The organism is Pseudomonas sp. Marseille-QA0332, from assembly GCF_054950175.1.
This window is the reverse complement of record NZ_CM143106.1, coordinates 3,376,596-3,401,278: the sequence shown is the minus strand read 5'-3', so window position 1 is coordinate 3,401,278 and position 24,683 is coordinate 3,376,596. Positions and strand designations below refer to the sequence as shown.

General features: G+C 64.5%; 25 protein-coding genes. 13 read left to right on the top strand and 12 right to left on the bottom strand.

Going from position 1 to position 24,683, the window contains the following annotated elements:
• Positions 1–91 precede the first annotated feature (91 nt).
• Entirely contained in the window at positions 92–739 is a 648-nt protein-coding gene (locus tag ACY8GK_RS15645) for a hypothetical protein (RefSeq protein ID WP_196175479.1), read from the bottom strand.
• 501 nt (positions 740–1,240) lie between these two features.
• Here ACY8GK_RS15645 and coxB point away from each other — a divergent pair.
• Genes coxB through ACY8GK_RS15625 form a run of 4 tightly spaced genes read left to right on the top strand, consistent with a single transcriptional unit; the run spans position 1,241 to position 5,472 of the window.
• Positions 1,241–2,365 (top strand): cytochrome c oxidase subunit II, encoded by a 1,125-nt coding sequence (gene coxB, locus ACY8GK_RS15640; RefSeq protein ID WP_196175481.1) that lies wholly within the window; start codon positions 1,241–1,243, stop codon positions 2,363–2,365.
• Between the two features lie 49 nt (positions 2,366–2,414).
• Complete coding sequence (ctaD, locus tag ACY8GK_RS15635) at positions 2,415–3,998, top strand: cytochrome c oxidase subunit I (protein WP_196175483.1); 1,584 nt, start codon at positions 2,415–2,417, stop codon at positions 3,996–3,998.
• Between the two features lie 9 nt (positions 3,999–4,007).
• On the top strand, positions 4,008–4,574 hold the full coding sequence (locus tag ACY8GK_RS15630; RefSeq protein WP_196175485.1) for a cytochrome c oxidase assembly protein: 567 nt from the start codon (positions 4,008–4,010) through the stop codon (positions 4,572–4,574).
• A 10-nt stretch (positions 4,575–4,584) separates the two neighbouring features.
• Positions 4,585–5,472, top strand: coding sequence for a cytochrome c oxidase subunit 3 (locus ACY8GK_RS15625; protein ID WP_196175487.1), 888 nt, complete (start codon positions 4,585–4,587; stop codon positions 5,470–5,472).
• 6 nt (positions 5,473–5,478) lie between these two features.
• Here the strand turns inward: ACY8GK_RS15625 and ACY8GK_RS15620 are convergent, their stop codons facing one another.
• Positions 5,479–5,682, bottom strand: coding sequence for a twin transmembrane helix small protein (locus ACY8GK_RS15620; RefSeq protein ID WP_196175489.1), 204 nt, complete (start codon positions 5,680–5,682; stop codon positions 5,479–5,481).
• 63 nt (positions 5,683–5,745) lie between these two features.
• Between ACY8GK_RS15620 and ACY8GK_RS15615 the strand changes: the two genes are divergently transcribed.
• The 4 genes from ACY8GK_RS15615 to ACY8GK_RS15600 all read left to right on the top strand — a co-directional run bounded on the left by ACY8GK_RS15615 (position 5,746) and on the right by ACY8GK_RS15600 (position 8,919).
• A complete protein-coding gene (locus tag ACY8GK_RS15615) occupies positions 5,746–6,486 on the top strand; it encodes an SURF1 family protein (RefSeq protein WP_462401590.1) in 741 nt (246 codons plus the stop codon).
• The gene (locus ACY8GK_RS15610; protein WP_462401589.1) at positions 6,452–7,042 is read left to right on the top strand and encodes a hypothetical protein; all 591 of its coding nucleotides are present in this window, start codon (positions 6,452–6,454) and stop codon (positions 7,040–7,042) included. Before ACY8GK_RS15615 ends, ACY8GK_RS15610 begins: the two co-directional genes overlap by 35 nt.
• A gap of 9 nt (positions 7,043–7,051) precedes the next feature.
• Complete coding sequence (locus ACY8GK_RS15605) at positions 7,052–8,143, top strand: COX15/CtaA family protein (protein ID WP_196175495.1); 1,092 nt, start codon at positions 7,052–7,054, stop codon at positions 8,141–8,143.
• A 143-nt stretch (positions 8,144–8,286) separates the two neighbouring features.
• Positions 8,287–8,919: an SCO family protein gene (locus ACY8GK_RS15600; protein WP_196175497.1), complete on the top strand. Its 633-nt coding sequence runs from the start codon at positions 8,287–8,289 to the stop codon at positions 8,917–8,919.
• Between the two features lie 102 nt (positions 8,920–9,021).
• Here the strand turns inward: ACY8GK_RS15600 and ACY8GK_RS15595 are convergent, their stop codons facing one another.
• From ACY8GK_RS15595 to ACY8GK_RS15585, 3 genes are read right to left on the bottom strand one after another with little or no spacing between them, the layout of a single operon-like run.
• A complete protein-coding gene (locus tag ACY8GK_RS15595) occupies positions 9,022–9,792 on the bottom strand; it encodes a MetQ/NlpA family ABC transporter substrate-binding protein (protein WP_462401588.1) in 771 nt (256 codons plus the stop codon).
• 48 nt (positions 9,793–9,840) lie between these two features.
• On the bottom strand, positions 9,841–10,512 hold the full coding sequence (locus tag ACY8GK_RS15590) for a methionine ABC transporter permease (protein WP_196175501.1): 672 nt from the start codon (positions 10,510–10,512) through the stop codon (positions 9,841–9,843).
• Positions 10,512–11,519, bottom strand: a complete 1,008-nt coding sequence (locus ACY8GK_RS15585; protein WP_462401587.1) for a methionine ABC transporter ATP-binding protein — start codon at positions 11,517–11,519, stop codon at positions 10,512–10,514. The genes ACY8GK_RS15590 and ACY8GK_RS15585 overlap by 1 nt, the downstream gene beginning before the upstream one ends.
• Before the next feature lie 219 nt (positions 11,520–11,738).
• On the opposite strand from ACY8GK_RS15585, the gene katE reads away from it, so the two are divergent.
• A complete protein-coding gene (gene katE, locus ACY8GK_RS15580; protein WP_196175505.1) occupies positions 11,739–13,883 on the top strand; it encodes a catalase HPII in 2,145 nt (714 codons plus the stop codon).
• 62 nt (positions 13,884–13,945) lie between these two features.
• Here the strand turns inward: katE and ACY8GK_RS15575 are convergent, their stop codons facing one another.
• From ACY8GK_RS15575 to zur, 4 genes are all read right to left on the bottom strand, one after another.
• Positions 13,946–14,662, bottom strand: coding sequence for a PA5502 family lipoprotein (locus tag ACY8GK_RS15575; protein ID WP_462401586.1), 717 nt, complete (start codon positions 14,660–14,662; stop codon positions 13,946–13,948).
• Between the two features lie 123 nt (positions 14,663–14,785).
• Positions 14,786–15,568, bottom strand: a complete 783-nt coding sequence (gene znuB / locus ACY8GK_RS15570; protein WP_196175509.1) for a zinc ABC transporter permease subunit ZnuB — start codon at positions 15,566–15,568, stop codon at positions 14,786–14,788.
• Positions 15,561–16,334 (bottom strand): zinc ABC transporter ATP-binding protein ZnuC, encoded by a 774-nt coding sequence (znuC, locus tag ACY8GK_RS15565; RefSeq protein WP_196175511.1) that lies wholly within the window; start codon positions 16,332–16,334, stop codon positions 15,561–15,563. The genes znuB and znuC overlap by 8 nt, the downstream gene beginning before the upstream one ends.
• Complete coding sequence (gene zur / locus ACY8GK_RS15560; protein WP_196175513.1) at positions 16,331–16,816, bottom strand: zinc uptake transcriptional repressor Zur; 486 nt, start codon at positions 16,814–16,816, stop codon at positions 16,331–16,333. The genes znuC and zur overlap by 4 nt, the downstream gene beginning before the upstream one ends.
• A 66-nt stretch (positions 16,817–16,882) precedes the next feature.
• Here zur and ACY8GK_RS15555 point away from each other — a divergent pair, with 66 nt between their 5' ends.
• Positions 16,883–17,815, top strand: coding sequence for a zinc ABC transporter substrate-binding protein (locus ACY8GK_RS15555; RefSeq protein ID WP_462401585.1), 933 nt, complete (start codon positions 16,883–16,885; stop codon positions 17,813–17,815).
• 74 nt (positions 17,816–17,889) lie between these two features.
• Here ACY8GK_RS15555 and ACY8GK_RS15550 read toward each other — a convergent pair whose 3' ends face one another.
• Together ACY8GK_RS15550 and ACY8GK_RS15545 are read right to left on the bottom strand one after the other, a co-directional pair.
• Positions 17,890–18,840 carry a homoserine kinase gene (locus ACY8GK_RS15550; protein WP_462401584.1) on the bottom strand — a complete coding sequence of 317 codons (951 nt, stop codon included), beginning with the start codon at positions 18,838–18,840 and terminating at the stop codon, positions 17,890–17,892.
• A gap of 69 nt (positions 18,841–18,909) precedes the next feature.
• Entirely contained in the window at positions 18,910–19,197 is a 288-nt protein-coding gene (locus ACY8GK_RS15545) for a DUF2782 domain-containing protein (protein WP_196175520.1), read from the bottom strand.
• 75 nt (positions 19,198–19,272) lie between these two features.
• Between ACY8GK_RS15545 and polA the strand changes: the two genes are divergently transcribed.
• Entirely contained in the window at positions 19,273–22,038 is a 2,766-nt protein-coding gene (gene polA / locus ACY8GK_RS15540) for a DNA polymerase I (protein ID WP_196175522.1), read from the top strand.
• A gap of 284 nt (positions 22,039–22,322) precedes the next feature.
• Here the strand turns inward: polA and yihA are convergent, their stop codons facing one another.
• Positions 22,323–22,955, bottom strand: a complete 633-nt coding sequence (gene yihA / locus ACY8GK_RS15535; protein WP_196175524.1) for a ribosome biogenesis GTP-binding protein YihA/YsxC — start codon at positions 22,953–22,955, stop codon at positions 22,323–22,325.
• 307 nt (positions 22,956–23,262) lie between these two features.
• Here yihA and ACY8GK_RS15530 point away from each other — a divergent pair, with 307 nt between their 5' ends.
• Complete coding sequence (locus ACY8GK_RS15530) at positions 23,263–23,880, top strand: c-type cytochrome (protein WP_196175526.1); 618 nt, start codon at positions 23,263–23,265, stop codon at positions 23,878–23,880.
• Between the two features lie 167 nt (positions 23,881–24,047).
• Complete coding sequence (gene dsbA, locus ACY8GK_RS15525; protein WP_196175528.1) at positions 24,048–24,680, top strand: thiol:disulfide interchange protein DsbA; 633 nt, start codon at positions 24,048–24,050, stop codon at positions 24,678–24,680.
• The last annotated feature ends 3 nt before the right edge of the window (positions 24,681–24,683 follow it).

Below are 24,683 nucleotides of genomic sequence, written 5' to 3'. Positions count from 1 at the left end.
CGTGACGGACACGGCCATCAGACGCTATCAATCAGCATGCGGACGGTATCAGCGGGAGCCGCTTCCTGGCAGGGCGGCCCGGATGCTCGATTCAGTGCCTGGAGCCCAGTGCCAGTTCGACGTTGAGCTGGCGCGAGAGGCTCGGCCAGTCCTGCCACGCCGCACCCGTTTGCGGGCTGCACAGGGCCTGGCGATAGCGCTCGACCGATTCCAGGGCAAAGTGCTCGTCGTCGAGCAGCTTGTCCACGGAATGATGGACCACCTCGTCAAGCTGGTTGGCGAAGGTTTCGCCGATCAGCTGGTGGGCGATGAGATTGGCCACGGTGGTATCGACCGGGATCAAGGGTTGCTGGAAATGACGGATGTACACGTCGTTCACTTCCTCGACCAGGCGATGGGCCAGATAGGCTTCGTCGAGCAGGCAGTCCAGGCCGACCTGATTGTCGACCTGCTCGGGCGGTTGCAGGAAATAGGCTTCGGCGATCCGCAGGACCGGCAGTACCTGGGCCTGGATGCCTGCTTCGCGAGCGACGCCATTGGCCGCTTCGAGCAGTTCCGGGACCTGGTCGATATAAGCGCCGACGAAGCGGGCCAGGATCTCCTGGGCATCATGTTCAGGTAGCTCGATGGCGCGGTGCAAGTGAGGCAACTGCTGCCCCAGGCGCAACCGGAGCTGGCCGGTACGGGCTTCGTGTTGGTGGGCAAGGGTGATCTGCTCGCGCACAGCGGCGATGTTCATGACAACTCCAGGGACAAGGTGTTACACAGAGAAGACACTAAGTTAGCTGGTCTTGAGGAAAACCTAAGATGGAATCGTTATAGGCAGCCATATTTATGACGTCAATTGGCATATGGTAGACCGGATGGCCGATAGAGCGTGGCAATCAGCCGTACACGGGCTCGCTCCGACTCGATGAAATCTTGTTCATCCAGGCCATTGCAGCCATGCAGTCGCTGTCTATACTCCGGTTGAACGTGATTCGTTGATGAGGCCCGACTGCGTGCGCAGCGGCTCGGTCGTCGAAGTTCGCAGTCTTGGCACCGCTTCCCGCCTACGTGGCCGCCCTGGTTGATCCGACATGCAAGGCTCCCAGGCAGCACTGCCATTCCCGCCGTAGCACCGCCTACGACCCGTCACGGCACATTGCCTGGCCGCCCTCGAGTGCAGCGTCCACCCATCCAGCCCGGCAGGCTTCGCGGCCCATGCCTCCAGGACGACGAAACGATGAGGGGTCGCGCGATGCTGCATCCACGCGTCTGGACGGGCCTGTTATGTTCGGCGGCATTGGGCCAGGCGCATGCCGCCTGGACGGTCAACATGGCGCCAGGCGTCACGGACGTTTCGAGCGCCGTGTTCGACCTGCACATGACCATCTTCTGGATCTGCGTGGCCATCGGCATCGTGGTCTTCGGCGCGATGGCCTGGGCGATCGTCAAGCACCGGCGCGCCACGGGCCGCCAGCCCGCGACCTTTCACGAGCATACGCCGGTGGAAATCCTCTGGACGCTCGTGCCGTTGCTGATCCTGGTAGCCATGGCCATTCCGGCGACGCGGACCCTGATCGACATCTACGATGCCAGCGAATCGGATGTCGACATCCAGGTCACCGGCTACCAGTGGAAATGGCACTACAAGTACCTGGGCGAGGATGTCGAGTTCTTCAGCAACCTGGCCACCCCTGTCGAACAGGTTCGCAACCAGGCAGCCAAGGGTGAGCACTACCTGCTCGAGGTCGACCAGCCCCTGGTGCTGCCGGTAGGCGCCAAGGTGCGCTTCCTGGTCACGGCCGCCGACGTCATCCATTCCTGGTGGGTGCCGGCCTTCGCGGTCAAGCGTGATGCCATACCCGGCTTCGTCAACGAGGCCTGGACCCGCATCGACGAGCCGGGCCTCTATCGTGGCCAGTGCACCGAGCTGTGCGGCAAGGACCATGGCTTCATGCCCGTGGTGGTGGAGGTGAAACCCAGGGCCGACTACGACGCCTGGCTGGCCGATCGCAAGGCCGAGGCGGCCAAGCTCGAGGAATTGACCAGCAGGCAATGGACGCTTCAGGAATTGGTGGAGCGTGGCGACAAGGTCTATCACACGGCCTGTGTTGCCTGCCACCAGCCGCAGGGCCAGGGCTTGCCGCCGATGTTCCCGGCGCTCAAGGGCTCGAAGATCGCCACCGGCCCCAAGGAAGCACACCTGGACATCGTCTTCCATGGCAAGCCCGGAACTGCCATGGCGGCGTTCGGCAGGCAGCTGTCGGAAGTCGACATCGCCGCCGTGGTGACCTACGAACGCAACGCCTGGGGCAATGACAAGGGTGACATGGTCACGCCAGCCGATGTGCTGGCGCTCAAGCAGGCGCAGGACCCATGAACGCTGGCGCCGGGCCAGGCTCCGGATGGCGCAGCGCAGGAGATTCGAGATGAGCGCGGTGATCGACGACAGCGGCCAAGAGCACGTCCACGGTCCGGCCAAGGGGCTGATGCGCTGGGTGCTGACCACCAACCACAAGGACATCGGCACCTTGTACCTGTGGTTCAGCTTCAGTCTGTTCCTGTTGGGCGGCTCCTTCGCCATGGTGATCCGCGCCGAGCTGTTCCAGCCGGGGTTGCAGATCGTCGAGCCGGCCTTCTTCAACCAGATGACCACCATGCATGGGCTGATCATGGTCTTCGGCGCGGTCATGCCGGCGTTCGTCGGCCTGGCCAACTGGATGATCCCGCTGATGATCGGCGCGCCGGACATGGCCCTTCCGCGCATGAACAACTTCAGCTTCTGGTTGCTGCCCGCGGCTTTCCTGCTGCTGGTCTCGACCCTGTTCAGTCCAGGCGGCGGGCCGAACTTCGGCTGGACCTTCTATGCCCCGCTGTCCACCACCTACGCTCCGCAAAGCGTGACCTTCTTCATCTTCGCCATCCATCTGATGGGCATCAGTTCGATCATGGGCGCGATAAACGTGATCGCCACGGTGCTCAACCTGCGGGCGCCAGGCATGACGCTGATGAAGATGCCGCTGTTCGTCTGGACCTGGCTGATCACCGCGTTCCTGCTGATCGCCGTGATGCCGGTGCTGGCCGGCGTGGTGACGATGATGCTGATGGACATCCATTTCGGCACCAGCTTCTTCAGCGCGGCCGGGGGTGGCGACCCAGTGCTGTTCCAGCATGTGTTCTGGTTCTTCGGCCATCCCGAGGTGTACATCATGATCCTGCCGGCCTTCGGCGCGGTCAGTTCGATCATCCCGGCCTTCTCGCGCAAGCCCCTGTTCGGCTATACCTCGATGGTCTACGCCACGGCGGCGATCGCCCTGCTGTCGTTCATCGTCTGGGCCCATCACATGTTCGTGGTCGGCGTGCCGGTGGTCGGCGAGCTGTTCTTCATGTACGCCACCATGCTCATCGCCGTACCGACCGGGGTCAAGGTGTTCAACTGGGTCAGCACCATGTGGCGGGGAGCGCTGAGCTTCGAGACGCCGATGCTGTTCGCCGTCGCCTTCGTCATCCTGTTCACCATCGGCGGGTTTTCCGGGCTGATGCTGGCCATCGCGCCGGCGGACTTCCAGTATCACGACACCTACTTCGTGGTGGCGCATTTCCATTATGTGCTGGTGCCGGGCGCGATCTTCGGCATCTTCGCCTCTGCCTACTACTGGCTACCGAAATGGACCGGCCACATGTACGACGAAACCCTGGGCAAGCTGCATTTCTGGCTCTCGTTCGTCGGCATGAACCTGGCATTCTTCCCGATGCACTTCATCGGCCTGGCCGGCATGCCGCGCCGGATCCCGGACTACAACCTGCAGTTCGCCGATTTCAACATGGTGTCGTCGATCGGCGCCTTCACCTTCGGTGCCACTCAGGTGTTGTTCCTGTTCATCGTCATCAAGTGCATTCGCGGTGGCGCCCCGGCACCGGCCAAGCCTTGGGACGGTGCCGATGGCCTGGAATGGTCGGTGCCTTCCCCGGCGCCCTACCACACGTTCCAGACGCCGCCCGAAGTGAAATAGGAGGCCGCCATGAGCGCTGCATCCACGAAACGCCTGGTCATCCGCCTGCTGCTGTCGAGCGTGGCGATGTTCGGCTTCGGCTTTGCCCTGGTGCCGCTCTACGACGTCATGTGCCAGGCGTTCGGCATCAATGGCAAGACCGCGGGCCCCTACCTGGGCAGCCAGCAGCGCGACCCGAGCCGCCTGGTCAGGGTGCAGTTCCTGTCGACCAACGCACAGGGGATGCCTTGGGTGTTCCATGCCCAGGTGGACCAGCTCGAGGTTCATCCGGGCGCCGTGAACCAGGTGGTCTTCATTGCTCGCAATCCTACCGGCAGCACCATGACCGCCCAGGCCGTGCCCAGCGTCACGCCTGCCGAGGCGGCAAGCTACCTGCACAAGACCCAGTGCTTCTGTTTCAGCCAGCAGACCTTGCAGCCAGCGCAACGCCTCGAGATGCCCGTGCGCTTCATCGTCGACCGCGAGCTGCCAGCCCATGTCAGGCAACTGACCCTGGCCTACACCTTGTTCGATATCAGCGCGCGCCAGGCACCGGTTGCCGATGCCAGGATCCCGCGCGTCGAGCGTACTCGTTGAGGAGCACCGCATGGCCGAACATCCACGCTACTACGTCCCGGCCCAGAGCAAATGGCCGATCATCGCCACGTTGGGGCTGTTCTTCACCCTGTTCGGGCTCGGTACCTGGTTCAATGACCTCAAGGCAGGGCAGGCCGGCTCGCATGGCCCCTGGTGGCTGCTGGGCGGCGCGCTGTTGCTGGCCTACATGCTGTTCGGCTGGTTCGGCGCGGTGGTCAGGGAAAGCCGCGCCGGCCTGTACAGCGCGCAACTGGACCGGTCCTTGCGCTGGGGCATGGGCTGGTTCATCTTTTCCGAGGTGATGTTCTTCCTGGCCTTCTTCGGCGCGCTGCTCTACGTGCGCATGCTGGCCGGTCCCTGGCTCGCTGGCGATGGGCACAAGGGCGTCACCCACATGCTCTGGCCGGCGTTCGAGTTTTCCTGGCCGTTGCTGCAGACGCCCGATCCGAAGCTGTTCCCGCCGCCCAGGGCGGTGATCGATCCCTGGCACCTGCCGCTGCTCAACACTGTCCTGCTGGTCAGTTCCAGCGTCACCATCACCCTCGCCCATCATGCCCTGCGGCGCGAACACCGGCTGGCCCTCAAGGGCTGGCTGGGGCTGACCGTGCTGCTTGGCCTGGCCTTCCTTGCATTGCAGGCCTACGAATATCACCACGCCTATACCGAACTGGGGCTGACGCTCGGCTCGGGGATCTACGGCGCCACCTTCTTCATGCTCACCGGCTTCCATGGCGCCCATGTCACCCTCGGCACCTTGATCCTGATCGTCATGCTGGCGCGGATCATGCGCGGACATTTCACGGCGCAGAAGCATTTCGGGTTCGAGGCGGCCAGCTGGTACTGGCATTTCGTCGATGTGGTCTGGGTCGGCCTGTTCATCTTCGTCTACGTGCTCTAGCGCGGTTCAGAAAGGCGCCGTGGAAACTAGCTGGCCGCTCCACAGCCCCCAGGCCACCAGCAGCAGGGTCAAGGTCGCGAGGGCCACGCGGACCGTCAACGCCTTGAGCAGGCGTGTCGACCGCTCATCGTCCTTGACCAGGAACACCAGGCCGCTGAACAGGCTGGCAATGGTAGCCAGCAGCAACAGGACGATCGCCGCCTTGAGCATGGCGACACTCCATCGGGACGGGATGATGAAGACAAGTATAGCGAGCACCTGGGAGACGCCCCGTTGAAACGGTTCCGCCCAGGCCTGGTGCCGACCCTGGTGGTGCTGGCCTTGTTGCCCGCACTGGTCGCCCTCGGCTGCTGGCAGCTCAGCCGGGCCGAGCACAAGCGCGCGCTGTTGGCCATGCATGCAGCGCGTCAACTGGAAGAGCCGCTGACGGTCGAGCGCTTGCGTGAATCCAGCGAGCCGGCATTCCGTCGCGTGCAACTGCGGGGGCGTTTCGATGCGCGCCACAGCATCCTGTTGGACAACCGGATGCGTGGTGGCAAGGCGGGCGTGGAGCTGTTGCAGCCCTTCCAGGACGAGGCCAGTGGCGTGTGGCTGCTGGTCAATCGAGGCTGGCTGGCCTGGCCGGACCGACGCCTGCCTGTCACGTTCGAAACGCCGTCCCGGTCGCTGGCCTTGCAGGCTTGGGTCCACGAGGCGACCGGGCAGTTGCTCCAGCTGCGGGCCGACCCGGTCGCAGGCCAGTGGCCGCGCCTGCTCAATGGCATCGAGCCTCGGCACCTGTGGCAGGAGCTGGAGCGCGAAGGCATCGCCCATGAACTGCGCCTGGAGCCGGGTCCGGCCAGCTACCGGCTGGATTGGCCGGTGGTGACCACAGAGCCGGAAAAGCACCTGGGCTATGCCGTGCAGTGGTTCGCCCTGGCCACGGCATTGCTGGCGCTCTATCTGTATTTCGGCTGGAACCCTCGCAAGGAGAACCCCCATGTGCAGCGCGACCCGTCCGATGGACATGCCTGAGCGAGCCGCCATGCGCCGTCGCGGCCGCTGGCAGCTGGCGTTGATCTTGCTGGTGGCGTTCGGCCCGATGCTGCTGGCCACCAGCATGTATCACCATGGCTTCTGGATCCCGCATGGCCGTAGCTATCACGGTGCGCTGATCGGCAACGGCGAGCAGCGCAGCGACATCGGCGTGCGAGTCGATACCCCGCCGCCGGGCTGGCAGTTGCTGGTGACCGCGCCTGGGGCCTGCGACCAGGCATGCGAGGCACTGGTCTACCTGGCCAGGCAGGTACATGTCGGCCTGGGCCGTGATGTCCACCGCGCCAGCCATGCACTGGCGACGGCGCAGCCATTGACGCCGGCCTACCAAGCGTTGCTGGCGCGAGACTATCCACGCCTGCAGCGCTACCCGCTCGACCGGCACCGGCATGCCACCAGGATCGTCGAGCCTGGCCCACAACTGTGGATCGTCGACCCTCACGGCAACCTGGTGCTGCGTTATGACGCCAAGGTCAAGGGCAGGCATGTGCTCGACGATCTGAGGCATCTGCTCAAGCTCTCCAACATCGGCTAGGAGCCCGCCATGCCCAGACCCGGATATCGCCTCGCGGCTTGCGCCACCTGCCTGGCCCTGCTGGTCGTGCTGCTCGGCGCCTATACTCGGCTGACCCACGCGGGCCTGGGCTGCCCGGACTGGCCAGGCTGCTATGGCCTGGCCGGGGTGCCTGGCAGCCCGGCGCAACTGGCCCACGCCGAGCTGCATTTCCCCGACCATCCAGTCGAGGCGGCCAAAGGCTGGGCCGAAATGCTTCATCGCTATTTCGCGGGTGCGTTGACGCTGGTCATCTTCATGCTGGCCTTGCAGGCCTGCCGCGTGCGGACCAGCCATGAGCGGCCCTGGTGCCTGCCGCTGGGGTTGGTCGGCATGGTGCTCGCCCAGGCGGTCTTCGGCATGTGGACGGTAACCCTCAGGCTCTGGCCGCAGGTCGTCGTCGTCCACCTGCTTGGTGGCTTCACCACGCTGAGCCTGTTGCTGCTGCTCAGTCTGCGCCTGTCGGGCGCCTTTGCACCTGGCGCCAGCCGCTGCAAGGGCTTGCAGCGGCTGGCGCTGCTTGGCTTGCTGGTTGTGATCGGGCAGATCGCCCTCGGCGGTTGGGTCAGTGCCAACTATGCCGCGGTGGCCTGCATCGACCTGCCAACTTGCCATGGGCAATGGTGGCCAGCCGCGGACTTCGCCAACGGCTTTCATCTTGCCCAACGGATAGGCCCCAATTATCTCGGCGGCCAGCTGGACAGCGAGGCGAGGACGGCCATCCATCTGACGCATCGGGCCGGCGCGCTGGTGGTGCTGGGGGTGCTGGGGCTGTTGAGCTGGAAACTGGTGCGTCATGGCCTGGCCGGGCTGGCTTGCCTGGTCGCAGGCATGCTGCTGGTGCAGCTTGGCTTGGGGCTCGCCAACGTGCTGCTGCATGTGCCGTTGCCCATCGCGCTGGCGCACAGTGCCGGCGGTGCGTTGTTGCTGATGGTGATGGTGGTCGTCAACTACCGCATCGGGCTCGGCCTGCTGCACCGCAGCCAAGCGCAAAGAGGCTGGTCGGTGGTGGTTGACAGCGATGTGGGGCGTCCGAGGGCCGGTTGGGAGCGTTGGCGACGCTTGCGCGATCCAGGGTCCTGAGGCGCCTTGCGCTTTCGCCCTGGCGATGGCTCCTGTACCGTGCGATCGACGCCCTGGCTAACCAGGACGTCTGACGGCGTGACCACCTGCACCTTGGCCGGTGGCGTGCTCGCTTTCCTCCATCTGCCAGTGCTGCCGGAACCATGACCCGAACCCAGAAAACCGTCTTCATTCTCGTTGGCCTGGTCGCGTTGATCCTGGGCCTGACCGTCCATCGGGTACTCGATGGACGAGGCGCGGCCAACCCGGCCGAGTTGGTCGATGCCGGAATCATCCTGTTGCCGCAGAGTCGTGTGCTGCCAGAAGTGGGGATGCTCGACCAGGATGGGCAGCCCGTTCGGCTCGACCAGTTGCAAGGCAAGTGGTCGCTGGTGTTCTTCGGCTATACCTATTGCCCGGATATCTGCCCGACGACCTTGGCGCAACTGCGCCAGGTCAAGAGCGAACTACCCCGGCAGGCGCTGGAGCGGCTGCGCATCGTGCTGGTGAGCGTCGACCCAGCCCGCGACACGCCGGCGCAGCTCAAGCAGTACCTGGGCTATTTCGACAAGGACTTCCTGGGCCTGAGCGGGACGCTGGACGATACCCAGAAACTGGCCAATGGCCTGAGCATTCCGTTCATTCCGGCCGATACCAGCAAGCCGGGCTATACCGTCGATCACAGCGGCAACCTGGCCATCGTCGGGCCGGACGGGCGCCAGCGTGGGTTCATCCGGGCACCGTTCGACAACCGCAAGCTGGTGGCGCAACTGCCGGGTCTGGTCGCGCGCGATTGAGGAACCGGATCGAGCTATCCGGTAAGCCAAGGGGCCGCGAAACGGCCCTAGGCTCTGGCAGGCGACGCGGGCTCCAGGCCCGCTTGCCTGCTCGGGGCTGGCTCAGAACGCGGGTACTACCGCGCCCTGGTATTTCTCACCGATGAACTGCTTCACTTCTGGCGAATGCAGGGCAGCGGCCAGTTTCTTCATGGCATCGCTGTCCTTGTCGTCGGGGCGGGCGACCAGGATGTTCACGTACGGCGAATCGCTGCCCTCGATGACCAGTGCATCCTTGGCCGGATCGAGCTTGGCTTCCAGCGCGTAGTTGGTATTGATCAGGGCCAGGTCGACCTGGGTCAGCACGCGCGGGATGGTGGCTGCCTCCAGCTCACGGAACTTGAGGTTCTTGCCATTTTCGGTGATGTCCTTGATGGTCGAGAGGATGTTGTTGCCGTCCTTGAGCTTGATCACCCCGGCCTTGTCCAGCAGCAGCAGGGCGCGGCCGCCGTTGGTGGCGTCGTTGGGAATGACCACGGTCGCGCCAGCTGGCAGTTCGTCGAGCTTCTTCAGCTTGCTGGAGTAGGCGCCCAGCGGTTCCAGGTGAACGCCGGTCACACTGACCAGGTTGGTGCCCTTGGCCTTGTTGAACTCGTCCAGGTAAGGCTGGTGCTGGAAGAAGTTCGCGTCCAGGCGCTTTTCCGCCACCTGTACGTTCGGCTGGATGTAGTCGGTGAACTCCTTGACCTTCAGCTCCACGCCCTGCTTGGCCAACTGCGGCTTGACGAAGTCGAGGATCTCGGCGTGCGGCACCGGGGTGGCGGCGACGGTGAGGGTTTCGGCATGGGCCGAGAAGGCCGCGACAGCGGCAAAGACAGCGAGCAGCTTTTTCATTGACTCTCCTTGAAAGGGACCACCCGGGCCCCCGACCGAGCGTTTGGGTTACTTGCGGGAAAAATGCATGACCAGCCTGTCGCCGACGCTTTGCAGCACCTGCACCAGGATCAGCAACAGCACCACGGTGACGACCATGACTTCGGTCTGGAAGCGCTGGTAGCCGAAACGGATGGCCAGGTCGCCGAGGCCGCCGGCGCCGACCACGCCGGCCATTGCCGTGTAGGACACCAGGGTGATGGCGGTGACCGTGATGGCGGCGAAGATGCCCGGACGCGCCTCCGGCAGCAAGGCCTTGACGATGATCTGCCGGGTCGTGGCGCCCATCGACTGGGCCGCCTCGATGATGCCCCGGTCGACTTCGCGCAGGGCGGTTTCCACCAGGCGCGCGAAGAATGGCGTGGCGCCTACCACCAGCGGCGGTATCGCGCCGAGAACACCGAGCGAGGTGCCAGTGATCAGCACCGTGAGCGGGATCATCACGATCAGCAGGATGATGAACGGCAGCGAGCGCAGAATGTTGACCACCAGCGACAGCAGCGCGTAGACGCCCTTCTGCTCGAACATCTGCCGAGGCCCGCAGAGGAATAGCAGCACGCCCAGCGGCAGGCCCAGCAGCACCGTGAAGAACAGCGAGCTGAACAGCATGGTCATGGTGTCGAGGGTGGCCAGCCAGATTTCGGCCCAGTCGACTTTGGCGAAGAAATCCAGGGCGTCCATCAACGCAGTACCTCCATATGTACGTCAGCTGCCTTGAAGCGGTCGAAGGCCGCCTCGATGTCGCCGCCGGTGACGGCCAGGGTGAGTTGCCCGTAGGGCACATCCTTGATGCGGTCGATCCGTCCGGCCAGGATGCTGTAGTCCACGCCGGTCTCGCGGGCGACGGTGCCCAGCAGTGGCGCGTAGGTGGCTTCGCCCTGGAACGTCAGGCGCACGATGCGTCCGGGAACATGGGCGAAATCGTCGCGCTGCTCGTTCTCGTCGAGCTGTTCGTCTTCCTGGACGAAGCGCCGGGTGGTGGGGTGCCGCGGGTGCAGGAACACCTCGGCGACCGGGCCCTGCTCGACGATACGGCCGGCATCCATCACCGCCACGCGGTCGCAGACCCGGCGGATCACGTCCATCTCGTGGGTGATCAGCACGATGGTCAGCCCTAGCTCGCGGTTGATCTCTGCCAGCAGCTGCAGGACCGAGGCCGTGGTCTGCGGATCGAGGGCGCTGGTGGCCTCGTCGCACAGCAGGATCTTCGGGCGTGTGGACAAGGCGCGGGCGATGCCGACGCGCTGCTTCTGTCCACCGGACAGTTGCGCGGGGTACTTGCGGGCATGGTCCGAGAGCCCGACACGGGCCAGCAGTTCGGCCACGCGCTGGTCGATTTCGGCGCGCGACAGCTCGCCAGCCAGGGTCAGGGGCAAGGCCACGTTGTCGGCAACGGTCTTGGAAGCCAGCAGGTTGAAATGCTGGAAGATCATGCCGACCTGCTGGCGGAAGCGGCGCAGCTGCCTGGCATCGAACGCGGTGACTTCCTCGCCATCGACGATGATCCGGCCCCCGCTGGGGTTCTCCAGGCGGTTGATCAGGCGCAGCAATGTGCTCTTGCCCGCACCGGAATGGCCGATCAGGCCATACACCTGGCCATCCTCGATGGCCAGGCGGGTCGGCTGCAGGGCGGGAATGTCCTTACCGGCGACGCGGTAGGTCTTGTGTACGTCTTGAAACTCGATCACTTAGCGAACCTTGTGGGGCGCATGAATAAAGGCGGCGTTTGGCCGAGCCGTGCATTTTAGCCTTTTCCGATAGCCGTTCTTAGCATTTATTTCGGTTTCGACCAGCCTGGCGGGCATAACGCGACGGTTGGCAGCTTCGATGGAACGCGCGCTTCGTTTGTTCAGTCCTTAGCAGGACAAGCCCGAAACGGGCGGCCTGAACAACGAGGGAGAGCTAGCATGACCCGCAAGCACACCGATACCCCGCGCGAGAGCCAGCTCGCCGGCACCCAGACGCCGGACAGGGCCAACACCAATGCCAAGCTGCAGGCGCTGGAGGCCGTTCGCAGCGATGCCACCGGCCAGGCCCTGCGTACCAACCAGGGGGTGAAGATCGCCGACAACCAGAACACCCTCAAGGCCGGGGCCCGCGGGCCTTCGCTGCTCGAAGACTTCATCATGCGCGAGAAGATCACCCACTTCGACCATGAGCGCATCCCCGAGCGTATCGTCCATGCCCGCGGGACCGGGGCGCACGGCTACTTCCAGAGCTACGGCAAGCATGCCGAGCTGACCAAGGCGGGCTTTCTCCAGGATCCGGAACAGATCACCCCAGTGTTCGTGCGCTTCTCCACCGTGCAAGGGCCGCGTGGCTCGGGCGACACGGTGCGGGACGTGCGCGGCTTCGCGGTGAAGTTCTATACCGACGAGGGCAACTTCGACCTGGTCGGCAACAACATGCCGGTGTTCTTCATTCAGGATGCGCTCAAGTTCCCGGATTTCGTCCATGCGGTGAAACCTGAGCCGCACAATGAAATCCCCACGGGCGGCTCGGCCCATGACACCTTCTGGGACTTCGTCTCGCTGGTACCCGAATCGGCGCACATGGTCATCTGGGCCATGTCCGACCGTGCCATTCCGCGCAGCCTGCGAATGATGGAAGGTTTCGGCGTGCACACCTTCCGCCTGATCAACGCCGAGGGCGTGGCCAGTTTCGTCAAGTTCCACTGGAAACCCAGGCAGGGCGTGCACTCGGTACTGTGGGACGAGGCGCAGAAGCTGGCCGGCAAGGACACCGACTACCACCGTCGCGACCTTTGGGAGGCCATCGAGACCGGCGACTACCCGGAATGGGAACTGGGCGTGCAGATCGTTCCCGAGGCCGACGAGCACAGGTTCGACTTCGACCTGCTCGACCCGACCAAGATCATTCCCGAGGAACTGGTGCCGGTGACCCCGCTGGGCAAGATGGTCCTCAATCGCAACCCTGACAACTTCTTCGCCGAGGTCGAGCAGGTCGCCTTCTGCCCTGGCCATATCGTGCCTGGCATCGACTTTACCAACGATCCGCTGCTGCAAGGCCGGCTGTTCTCCTATACCGATACCCAGCTGAGCCGTCTGGGCGGCCCGAACTTCCACGAAATCCCGATCAACCGACCCGTGGTGGCGAATCACAACGGCCAGCGCGACGGCATGCACCGCATGACCATCGACAAGGGGCGTGCCTCCTACGAGCCCAATTCCATCGATGCAGGGTGGCCGAAGGAAACCCCGCCCGCGCCGCGCGATGGCGGTTTCGAGAGCTACCAGGAGCGCATCGACGCTCGCAAGATCCGCGAGCGCAGCGAGTCGTTCGGTGATCATTTCTCCCAGGCCCGGCTGTTCTACAAGAGCATGAGCCCGAACGAGCAGCAGCACATCGTCAAGGCCTACAGCTTCGAGCTGGGCAAGGTCGAACGCGAGCACATCCGTGCGCGCCAGGTGAACGAGATCCTGGCCAACATCGACCTGGATCTGGCGGCAGCCGTCGCGGCCAACCTGGGCCTGCCGGCACCGAAGGCGCCTACCGTGCAGGTCAAGGGCTCGAGCCTGCAGCAGTCGCCAGCGCTGAGCCAGATGAATCACCCAGGCAGCGTCGGCATCAAGGGTCGCAAGATCGCCATCCTGGTGGCCAACGGCGTGGAGGAGGACAGCGTCGATCGGCTGGTCAAGGCATTCGAGGCGCTCAGCGCCCGTCCCCTGCTGCTTGGCCCGTCCTCGGCACCGGTCACCACGGCCGAGGGCAAGCAGTTGCCCGTGGATGCCTCCATGGAAGGCATGCCATCGGTGATGGTCGACGGCCTGTGGGTGCCGGCCGGCAAGGCGGCGCTGGAAGCCTTGGCGGCCAGTGGCCTGGCCAAGCACTACCTGCTCGAAGCCTTCAAGCACCTCAAGCCCATGGGCGTGGCCAGCGCGGGCAAGGCGCTGCTCGACGGCCTGGGGCTCGCGCAAGACAAGGGATTGCTGCTCGGTGACGACCAGCAGACCGTGGAGGCCTTCGCCAAGGTGCTCGAACAGCACCGCGTGTGGGAGCGTGAAGCCGTCGCCGAGGCGATTCCAGCCTGAGGTCGGCTACCGGTGCAAGCAGACGCTCGCCGCGCCTGCTTGCACCGAACCCATGGGCAGGCTCACTCCTGATGCGGGACCAGCACTACCTGCGCAGGCAGGGAACGCTGGATCTGGTGGCGCTGGCGTAGCTCGAAGCCGCTGTCGAGCCGACTCACGCGTTTGCGCAGCAAGGTCTTGAGCCAAGGGGCGTCCTGAGTGCGTGGCACCTGGAAGATCACCTCGCAGCGATAGTTGACCACGTCACTGGCGATCGCATCGAGCTGTCTGCGCATCGCACGGATGTCCGTGGTTTCCAAGGCAATGACCGTGCTGGGGGCGGTAGGGTCGATGACCTGCGCCGGTGGCCTGGCTTCGGCGGCCTTTAGCGCGGCCTCGGCCTTTTCCAGTTCGAGCTTGCGAGCCTGGGCGAGCGCTCCGCCGTTCACCCCCCCGGTCAGTGCCGGTGCCTCGGGCATCAGTACCCGGGCCCGCGCCAGGGCGGTGGCTGCGGCATTGACGTCGCCTTTCTGCAGAACGATCTGGCTGCGTTGCAGGTAGGCTTCGGCCAGCTGGCGCTGGAACTGCTCGAGGCGTGCGTCGTCGGGCGAATGCGCCTGTAGGGTCGCCAGCTGGTCTTCGGCCGTGGCGAGTTCGTTGCTGGCGATGTTCTGCTGCAACTGTTGCCAGACATCGCCTTGGGCCGGCGCCTGCGCCTGCTCGACCGGCTTGCCGGAGCAGGCGGACAGCAGCAGCGAAAAAGCGGCAAGGAGCAGATAACGGGTAGCGAACGGCTTCATTCCTGCGACTCTCTAGTTGCGCAAAAAGCGAGCAAGTCTACACCCACGGCAGCACGCTCGGAAACAGATCTTCAAGACCCGTCACCCAGACCAAGGTTGCACGAGGCGCTGGAACGCCTCCATTCAACGCTTGGGCAAGGTCAGGCTGAGCAAGAATAGCATCGCCGCGCAGACCACGATCGACGGCCCGGCCGGCGTGTCCTTGAACCACGACAGGGCCAGTCCGGCGCATACCGCCGTCACGCCCAGCAGGCTGGCACCGAGCGCCATCTGCTCGGGAGAGCGGGCGTGACGCTGGGCCGCGGCGGCCGGAATGATCAGCAGCGAGGTGATCAGCAGCACGCCGACGATCTTCATCGCCACGGCGATCACCACCGCGATCAGCAGCATCAACGTCATGCGCAAGGCGCCTACCGGCAGTCCTTCCACCGTCGCCAGCTCCTCGTGCACGGTCACTGCCAGCAGCGGGCGCCAGAGCACGGCCAGCAACAGCAGGACCAGCGCACTGCCACCAAGGATCCAGCCCAGGTCGCTGGTGCTGATCGCCAGCAGGTCGCCGAACAGGTAGGCCATCAGGTCGATGCGCACATCGTGCATGAAGCTCAGCGCCACCAGGCCGAGCGACAGCGTGCTCGGCGCCAGGATGCCGAGCAAGGTATCGGATGCCAGCGGCTGGCGTCGCTGCAAGGTCACCAGCAGGATGGCCAGCAGCAGGCAGCCGACGGTCACGGCCAGCGCGGGACTGACGTCCAGGGCCAAGCCAAGGGCCACGCCCAGCAATGCGGCATGCGACAAGGTATCGCCGAAATAGGCCATGCGCCGCCATACCACGAACGAGCCCAGCGGGCCGGCCACGATCGCCAGGGCCAGTCCGGCAAGCAGGGCGTAGAGAAGAAAATCAGCCATGCTTGCAGTGCTCTCCATGGACATGAGTGCCAGGCGCGACCACCGAACCGTGCAGGTCGTGACTGTGGTCGTGGTGATGGTGGTAGATCGCCAGGCTCGGGGCATTGTTGCCGAACAGCTCGACGAAGGCCGGATCGCCGCTGACCTGTTCGGGGTGGCCGGAGCAGCAGACGTGGCGGTTGAGGCAGACCACCTGGTCGGTGGTGCTCATGACCAGGTGTAGGTCATGGGACACCATCAGCACACCGCAACCATGACGATCACGCAGTCGCGTGATCAGGCTGTACAACTCCGACTGCCCGGCCACGTCGACACCCTGCACGGGCTCGTCGAGAACCAGCAGCTGCGGTTTGCGCAGCAGGGCCCGAGCGAGCAGGACCCGCTGCATCTCGCCGCCGGAGATGGCCTGCACCGGGTTGTTGATGACATGCGGCGCGCCGACTTCCTGCAAGGCCTCAAGCGCCGCTGCACGGCTGACGCCCGGTACCAGGCGCAGGAAGCGCAGCACGGAAAGTGGCAAGGTGGCGTCCACCTGGATCTTTTGCGGCATGTAGCCGACCCGCAGGCGCGGCTGGCGCCAGACGCTGCCGCGGTGCGGCTTGAGCAGGCCCAGCACCGTGCGTACCAGGGTGGTCTTGCCGGCGCCATTGGGGCCGATCAGTGTGACGATCTGACGGGGGGCTACGCTCAGGTCGATGTTGTCGAGTACCGGTTCGCCGGCAAAGCTGACACCGACCTGCTGCAATCGAATAAGCGCGTCGCTCATGCCGCGCCCCGGCAATTGGCGCACAGGCCGACGACCTCCACCGTCTGCCCTTCCACCGCGAAGCCCACCGCGCGCGCACTGGCGACGATGGCATCGCTGATGCTCTGCTGCTCGAGCTCGATGGCCACGTGGCATTCGCGGCAGATCAGGAACTGTCCCTGGTGGGCATGTTCGGGATGGCTGCAGCCAATGAAGGCGTTGAGCGAGGCGATGCGGTGAACCAGGCCGTTTTCCAGGAGGAAGTCCAGGGCGCGGTAGACGGTTGGCGGCGCGGCGCGGCGGCCATCCTGTTCGCTCAGCACGGCAAGGATGTCGTAGGCGCCCAGCGGCTTGTGGCTCTGCCAGACCAGTTCCAGCACCCGGCGGCGCAAGGCGGTCAGGCGGAGGCCCTGGCGCGTGCAAAGGGCATCGGCCTCGGCCAGTGCGCTATGGACGCAATGGGAATGATCGTGGGGACGATGAGCCAGCAATGTGATGGACATGGGGAGCGACGGTTCCGGGTAGAGACGTTATTATGTTACCCGTTTCTGGCCTGTCGAGTATCTACCGTGTCCCGATTCCTTGCTCTTTTCGTCGTTTTCCTAGGTTCGCTCGGTGCCACCTTGGCCCGGGCCGACGTGCAGGTGCTGACCAGCATCAAACCCTTGCAGCAGATCGCCGCTGCTGTGCAGGAAGGGGTCGGCAGCCCTGAGGTGCTGTTGCCGCCAGGGGCTTCGCCGCATCATTACGCCCTGCGTCCATCGGATGTGCGCAAGGTCGCCCAGGTCGACCTGCTGTACTGGATCGGGCCGGACATGGAAGGTTTCCTGCCACGGGTACTGGCCAGCCGCCAGAAAGCCACGGTGGCCGTACAGGATCTGCCAGGCATGCACTTGCGTCGTTTCGGCGAAGACAGCCATTCCCACGAAGCCGGCCACGACCACGACGACCACGACGACCACGACCATGACCACCGCCCCGGCAGCCTCGATGCCCACCTGTGGCTGTCGACGGCCAATGCGCGGGTCATCGCCGCGCGGATGGCAACCGACCTGGCAGCGGCCGATCCGGCCAACGCGACGCGCTACCAGGACAACCTGAAAGCCTTCGTCGGCCGCCTCGACGGCCTGGACCGGCGGATCAGGGAAAAGGTCGCCAGCGTGGCCGGCAAGCCCTACTTCGTCTTCCATGAAGCCTTCGACTACTTCGAGGCGGCCTACGGCCTGAAGCACACCGGCGTCTTCAGCGTGGCCGCCGAGGTCCAGCCAGGGGCGCAGCACGTTGCCGCCATGCGCAAGCGCTTGCAGGCAGTGGGCAAGACCTGCGTGTTCAGCGAGCCGCCGCTGCGGCCGCGGCTGGCAGAGACCCTGACGGCCGGCCTGCCGGTACGCCTGGCCGAACTCGACGCCCTGGGCGGCGACGATGCGGTGGATGCCAGGGGCTACGAGCGCCTGCTGGCCAAGCTGGGCGATGACCTGGCGGGATGCCTCGAGGCACTTTGAGCGACGGCGGCCGGGTAGTCGCCCCGTCCCCGTGCGCCTGGAGCCGCTTGCGTGGCTCCAGGTGGATCTGCCCGCTACAGGGCGAACGGCAGCTGCACGTCGACCTGCTGGCGCCGCGCCAGGCGCACTTCGAATTCGGCGGGGTCATGGATCAGCACATCCATGCCGGCAAACGACTGCGCGGCGATCAACCGCGACAACCAGAAGCGTACGCAGGCCACCCGCAGCATCACCGGCCACAGCTCGGCCTCGGCGGCGGTGAACCGGCGCAGGGCGGCATAGGCGCCTAGCAGAGCCTGGGCGCGCGCCACGTCGATAGCGCCCTGCTCGTCGCAGCACCAGTCGTTCAGGGTGATGGCGATGTCGTAGAGCATCGGTCCTGAGCAGGCGTTGTAGAAGTCGATGACGCCGGTCAGGTGGGTGCCTTCGAACATCACGTTGTCGCGGAACAGGTCGGCGTGCAGGTTGGCCCTGGGCAGCGCCAGGATCTGTGCCTGGTGGGCGACGATCTCGTCCAGGGCCGCCTGCAGCAGCCCGGCCTGGCCAGGAGCGAGGCTCGGCAGCAGTTGCGCGCCGCTTTCGAGCATCCAGTCCAGGCCACGATCGGTACGTCGTTCGAGAACCTGCTCGCGCGTGGCCAGGTGGATGTGGGCCAGCAACTCGCCGACCTGGACGCAATGCTGGTTGTTGGGCGCCTTGATGTGCTTGCCCGAGAGTCGAGGCTGCAACAGCGCCGGCTTGCCGGCCAATTCGCGCAGAGCATTGCCATCGGCATCGCGCAAGGCGAAAGGTACCGGCATGTCGGCGTCGTGCAGGACGTCGAGCAACTCGATGAAGAACGGCATGTCCTCGACGGGCCCGCGCTCGACCAGCGTCAACACGAACTCTCCCTGCTCCAGACTGATGAAGAAATTGCTGTTTTCGGTCCCGGCGGCGATGCCCTGGAAGTCGAGCAGGCGACCCAGGCCGTACGGCGCCAGGAAGGTTTCCAGCTGTGGTCGGGTCAGGGGGGTGAAGACTGACATGATGAAAGAATGCCCATGCGGGCACTTCCGTCGGGAAGTGCCAGGTTGATGTGAAAGGTGCGCGTCAACTTACCACTCGAAGATTTTCCACGACGGAATCAGCATGTCCGGTTGGTCGGAGCGGACGAAGTTGCCGTCCGAGCCGTCGGCGCGTACCAGAAAATAGGGTTTGCCGTGTTTCGGCGTGATCTTGATGGCATACAGGAAGCCGTTCTGCCGGTATTCCTGGATGGTTCTGTCGCCTTCCGTGCGAATGGTTACCTCGGGATCTGCCGAGGGGGCGTCGTCCGCCGCCAGGGTGACGACCGGCGTGGTGGCCAGCAGACCGAGCAACAACAGGCGATTGAATGTACCCATGATAACCTTGTCCCTTTGTCGTCAATGATTCGGGCTATTCTAGCGCCGGACCCGTCGAAAAGGTTGATTCTGCTCATGAGCCTACCCCCCCTCGTCCTGGTGGACGGTTCCTCCTACCTGTACCGCGCCTTTCACGCGCTGCCACCACTGACTACCTCCAAGGGCATGCCGACCGGCGCGGTCAAGGGCGTGCTGAACATGCTCAAGAGCCTGCGCAAGCAATACCCGGACAGCCTCTTCGCGGTGGTCTTCGATGCCAAGGGGGGCACGTTCCGCGACGCCATGTTCGCCGAGTACAAGGCCAATCGGCCAAGCATGCCCGATGACCTGCGGGTGCAGGTCGAGCCGTTGCACGCCAGCGTGCGCGCCCTCGGCTACCCACTGCTGTGCGTGGAAGGGGTCGAGGCCGACGACGTGATCGGCACCCTGGCCCGCAGCAGCGCCGCGGCCGGCCGGCCAGTGATCATCTCTACCGGCGACAAGGACATGGCGCAGCTGGTGGATGGCCACATCACCCTGGTCAACACCATGACCGGCAGCGTGCTGGACGTGGCGGGGGTTCGCGAGAAGTTCGGCGTGGGGCCTGAACACATCATCGATTTCCTGGCCTTGATGGGCGACAAGGTCGACAACATTCCCGGCGTGCCCGGGGTGGGCGAAAAGACGGCGGTGGGGCTGCTGACCGGTATCGGTGGCGGCCTGCGCGAACTGTACGAGAACCTCGACAAGGTACCGGCCCTGCCGATCCGCGGCGCCAAGAGCCTGCCGGCCAAGCTCGAGGAGCATCGCGCCGCGGCGTTCATGTCCTACGAGCTGGCGACCATCAAGATCGATGTCGCGCTGGATATCGAAGTCGATGCGCTGGTATGTACCGAGCCCGATCGCGAGAAGCTGCTGGCGCTGTACACCGAAATGGAATTCAAGAGCTGGATTTCCGAGGTGCAGCGAGAGGCCAGCCAGGCTGGCGAGACCATCGAGCCGCTGGAGCAGCCAGTGGCCATGGTCGAGTCAAGGTACGAAACCGTCCTCGAGCAGGCGCGCTTCGAGGCCTGGCTCGAGAAGCTACGCCAGGCCTCGCTGTTCTCGTTCGATACCGAGACCACCAGCCTCGATGCCCAGCAGGCGCAGCTGGTCGGTGTCTCGTTCGCCGTCGAGCCGCATGAGGCCGCCTATGTTCCGCTGGCCCACGATTACCCCGGCGCACCGCAGCAGCTGGACCGCGATGCGGTGTTGCTGGCGCTCAAGCCGCTGCTGGAAGACCCTGCCAAGGCCAAGGTCTGCCAGAACGCCAAGTACGACATCAACATCCTGGCCAACTGCGCCATCGGTGGCGATCGTGCTCAGGGCATCGCCTTGCAGGGCGTGGCCTATGACACCATGCTCGAATCCTATGTGCTCGACTCGACCGCCACCCGTCACGACATGGACAGCCTGGCCTCGAAATACCTCGGGCATTCGACGATCGCCTTCGAGGACATCGCTGGCAAGGGTGCCAAGCAACTGACCTTCAACCAGATTCCCCTGGAAAAGGCCGGCCCGTACGCGGCCGAAGATGCCGACATCACCCTGCGCCTGCATGAGGCGCTGCAGGCACGCATGGCCAAGACGCCAAGCGTGCTGCCCGTGCTGATGGATATCGAGATGCCGCTGGTCCAGGTCCTGGCTCGGATCGAGCGGCAGGGCGCACTGGTCGATCCCGCGCCGCTGGCCATCCAGAGCGAGGAGCTGGGCGTGAAGCTTGCCAGCCTCGAGAGCGAGGCCTTCGAACTGGCCGGCGAGACCTTCAACCTGGGCTCGCCCAAGCAGCTTGGCTCGATTCTCTACGACAAGCTGGGCATGCCGGTGTTGAGCAAGACCGCCAAGGGCCAGGCGTCCACGGCCGAGGCAGTGCTGGCGGAGCTGGCCGAGCAGGATTACCCGTTGCCCAAGGTGCTCATGCAGTACCGTTCGCTGAGCAAGCTCAAGAGCACTTATACCGACCGCCTGCCGGAACAGATCAATCCGCGCACCGGGCGTATCCATACCTCCTACCAGCAGGCCGTGGCGGCGACCGGTCGATTGTCCTCCAGCGATCCGAACCTGCAGAACATTCCGATCCGTACCGCCGAAGGCCGGCGTATCCGCCAGGCCTTCGTCGCCAGCCCCGGCTACAAGCTGCTGGCTGCCGACTACTCGCAGATCGAACTGCGCATCATGGCCCACCTGGCCAAGGACGAAGGTTTGCTGCACGCTTTTCGCCACGACCTGGACGTCCACCGGGCGACCGCCGCCGAAGTGTTCGGGGTCGAACTGGAGCAGGTCAGCAACGACCAGCGGCGTAGCGCCAAGGCCATCAACTTCGGGCTGATCTACGGCATGAGCGCGTTCGGCCTGGCCAAGCAGATCGGCGTCGACCGCAAACAGTCCCAGGACTACATAGACCGTTACTTCGCCCGCTATCCTGGCGTGCTGGCCTACATGGAGCGCACACGTACCCAGGCAGCCGAGCAGGGCTACGTCGAGACGTTGTTCGGTCGTCGCCTGTACCTGCCGGATATCAATGCCAAGAACCCGGCCCTGCGCCGTGGGGCCGAGCGCACGGCGATCAACGCGCCCATGCAGGGCACGGCGGCCGATATCATCAAGCGCGCCATGGTCGCGGTCGACCATTGGCTGCTCGACAGCGGCCTGGACGCTCGGGTCATCCTGCAAGTGCATGACGAACTGGTGCTCGAAGTGCGCGAAGACCTGGTCGACCAGGTCGGCAGCGAGATTCGTCAGCACATGAGTGGCGCGGCCCGCCTGGATGTCCCGCTGCTGGTCGAAGTGGGCGTGGGCGCGAACTGGGACGAAGCGCACTGAGGCTTGCGCCTCGTTGCCGAGCGGTGAATGGCTGCCGGCCCGGCCCGGCCCGCAAGCAGCGCTGGCGTGGGCAATCGCAAATAGTTTTCAATGCCCGGAACTAAACTGGTGAAATCGCACTCAGAGTACCTGAATGGCTGGTGAAGCCTTTCGATGCTCCTATGTTGTGTTAAGTGTTGGCAGATATCCGGACCCCGCCCTAGCGGTCCGGTCTTGGACCCCGAACTTCCCCCTCCCCATATGAAGTCCGGGGTTTTTTTTGCCCGCGATTCGCCCTTGGCGCATCAGGCGACTGGCCGGTCCTCCAGCGCCATCCAGGCGGCCAGCACCGCATAGGCCTCTTCGAGCCCTTGTCGCTTGGGCGCCGAGAACAGTTGGATGGTCACGCCTGCGTGCCACTCCTTGCGGATCTGCGTCTGCACCTTGAGCAGGGTGTTCTTGGCCGCCCCGTAGGTGAGCTTGTCGGCCTTGGTCAGCAGGATGTGCATTGGCATGCCGCTGGCCTGCGACCAGTCGAGCATCATCTTGTCGAAATCGGTCATCGGGTGGCGGACATCCATCAGCAGGATCACGCCCTTGAGGCATTCGCGACTGCCCAGGTAAGCCTCCAGGTGGCGTTGCCAGTGCTGCTTGAGCGGAATCGGCACTTTCGCATAGCCATAGCCTGGCAGGTCGACCAGACGCCGTTGATCGTCCAGACTGAAGAAGTTAAGCAATTGGGTCCGCCCAGGCGTCTTGGACGTGCGCGCCAGGTTGGCATGGGTCAGGGTATTCAGGGCGCTGGACTTGCCGGCATTGGAGCGGCCGGCGAAAGCCACTTCGTAGCCCTGGTCGTCGGGACATTGTTCGACCTTGGCGGCGCTGATGGCGAAACGAGCCTGCTGGCACAGGCCGAGGATGGGGTTCTTGACTTGCATGGGATATCCGATGTGGGTGTCGCCGAGCCAGTGCACGGCAAGCGGTGTCGTTTCCGTTTGGGTGCCGGAAGTATATAATGCCCCAGTTTTTGTGTGCGCATTATCCCAGCGTAGGATGATGCACGAGGGGAGCCGTCCGACAGGTTGCGCGTCAGAACGCAGCGCGGTCCCCGCCCTGGAAGAAGATGCATGTTACACAGGGTTTCAAGGCTATGCCGCCGCGTGGATTGTGCGGGAATTGCAGTGCCGAGTCATGCGCGCCGCAGCCCGCGACCTGACATTCACTTTAGCCGTGTTGGATTAGCTGATGAACACACTATTCGCGAGTCTGCTGTTGACCCTGGGCGTCGCCGGCATGGCCGCTGCCGCGCAGCCCATCGAAGGCAATGCCACCGCCGGCCGGGCCAAGAGCATGGTCTGTGGTGCCTGCCATGGTCCTGATGGCAACAGCCTGGCGGCCAATTTCCCCAAGCTCGCCGGCCAGGGCGAACCTTACCTCCGGAAACAGCTGGATGACATCAAGTCCGGCAAGCGCGTGGTGCTGGAGATGACCGGCATGCTCGCACCCTTCGATGACCAGGACCTGGCCGATATCGCCGCCTGGTTCGCCAGCCAGAAAGGCAGCATCGGCGCGGCCGATCCCAACCTGGTGGAGCGCGGGCGCGGCCTGTTCAATGGTGGCGACCTGGAGACCGGCATGCCTGCCTGTATCGGTTGCCATGCACCGGACGGCGCCGGCCTGGCCCTGGCCAGCTTCCCGCGGCTCGGTGGCCAGCATTCGCAGTACGTGGCCAAGCAGCTCACCGACTTCCGCGAAGGCACTCGCGTCAACGACGGCGATGCGATGATCATGCGCACGATCGCCGCCAGGTTGAGCAACAAGGATATCGAGGCCCTGTCCAGCTACATCCAGGGCCTGCATTGAACGTCTTGTTAACAGACTGTTAATGATGCAAGGCTAACAAGGGTGGCGCCGGCTGCCCTTTTTTGTCTCTGCAACCGGTACACTTGAGAACTCGGGCCTTGCCTGACTTGTCTGAGGATTCCAGCCAGGTCGCGTCGAGGCGACCCAAGACTGTCCAGGAGTAAAGCATGCGTAAACTGATCCTCAGCGCTGCGCTGGTCGCCGCCAGCGTGTTTGGAGTAACCGCCGTCCAGGCCGCGGAGCCTGTGGCCGGCGAGCAGTACATCCAGCTGAGCAACCCGGTTCCTGTCGCGGATCCGGGCAAGATCGAGGTCGTGGAACTGTTCTGGTACGGCTGCCCACACTGCTACCACTTCGAGCCGACCATCAATCCATGGGTCGAGAAGCTGCCGCAGGACGTCCATTTCAAGCGCGTCCCCGCCATGTTCGGTGGTCCCTGGGATGCCCATGGCCAGATGTTCCTGACCCTGGAGGCGATGGGGGTGGAGCACAAGGTGCATACGGCGGTGTTCGATGCCATCCAGAACAAGCGCATGCGCCTGACAAAACCGGAAGAAATGGCCGAGTTCCTGGCAACCCAGGGTGTCGACAAGGACAAGTTCCTCTCCACCTTCAACTCCTTTGCCATCAAGGGCCAGGTGAACCAGGCCAGGGAACTGGCCAAGAAGTACGAAATCACTGGCGTGCCGAGCATGGTGGTCAATGGCAAGTACCGTTTCGACCTGGGTACCGCGGGTGGGCCTGAGGGCGTGCTGCAGGTGGCCGACCAGCTGATCGCCAAGGAGCGCGCCGCGAAGTAGGCG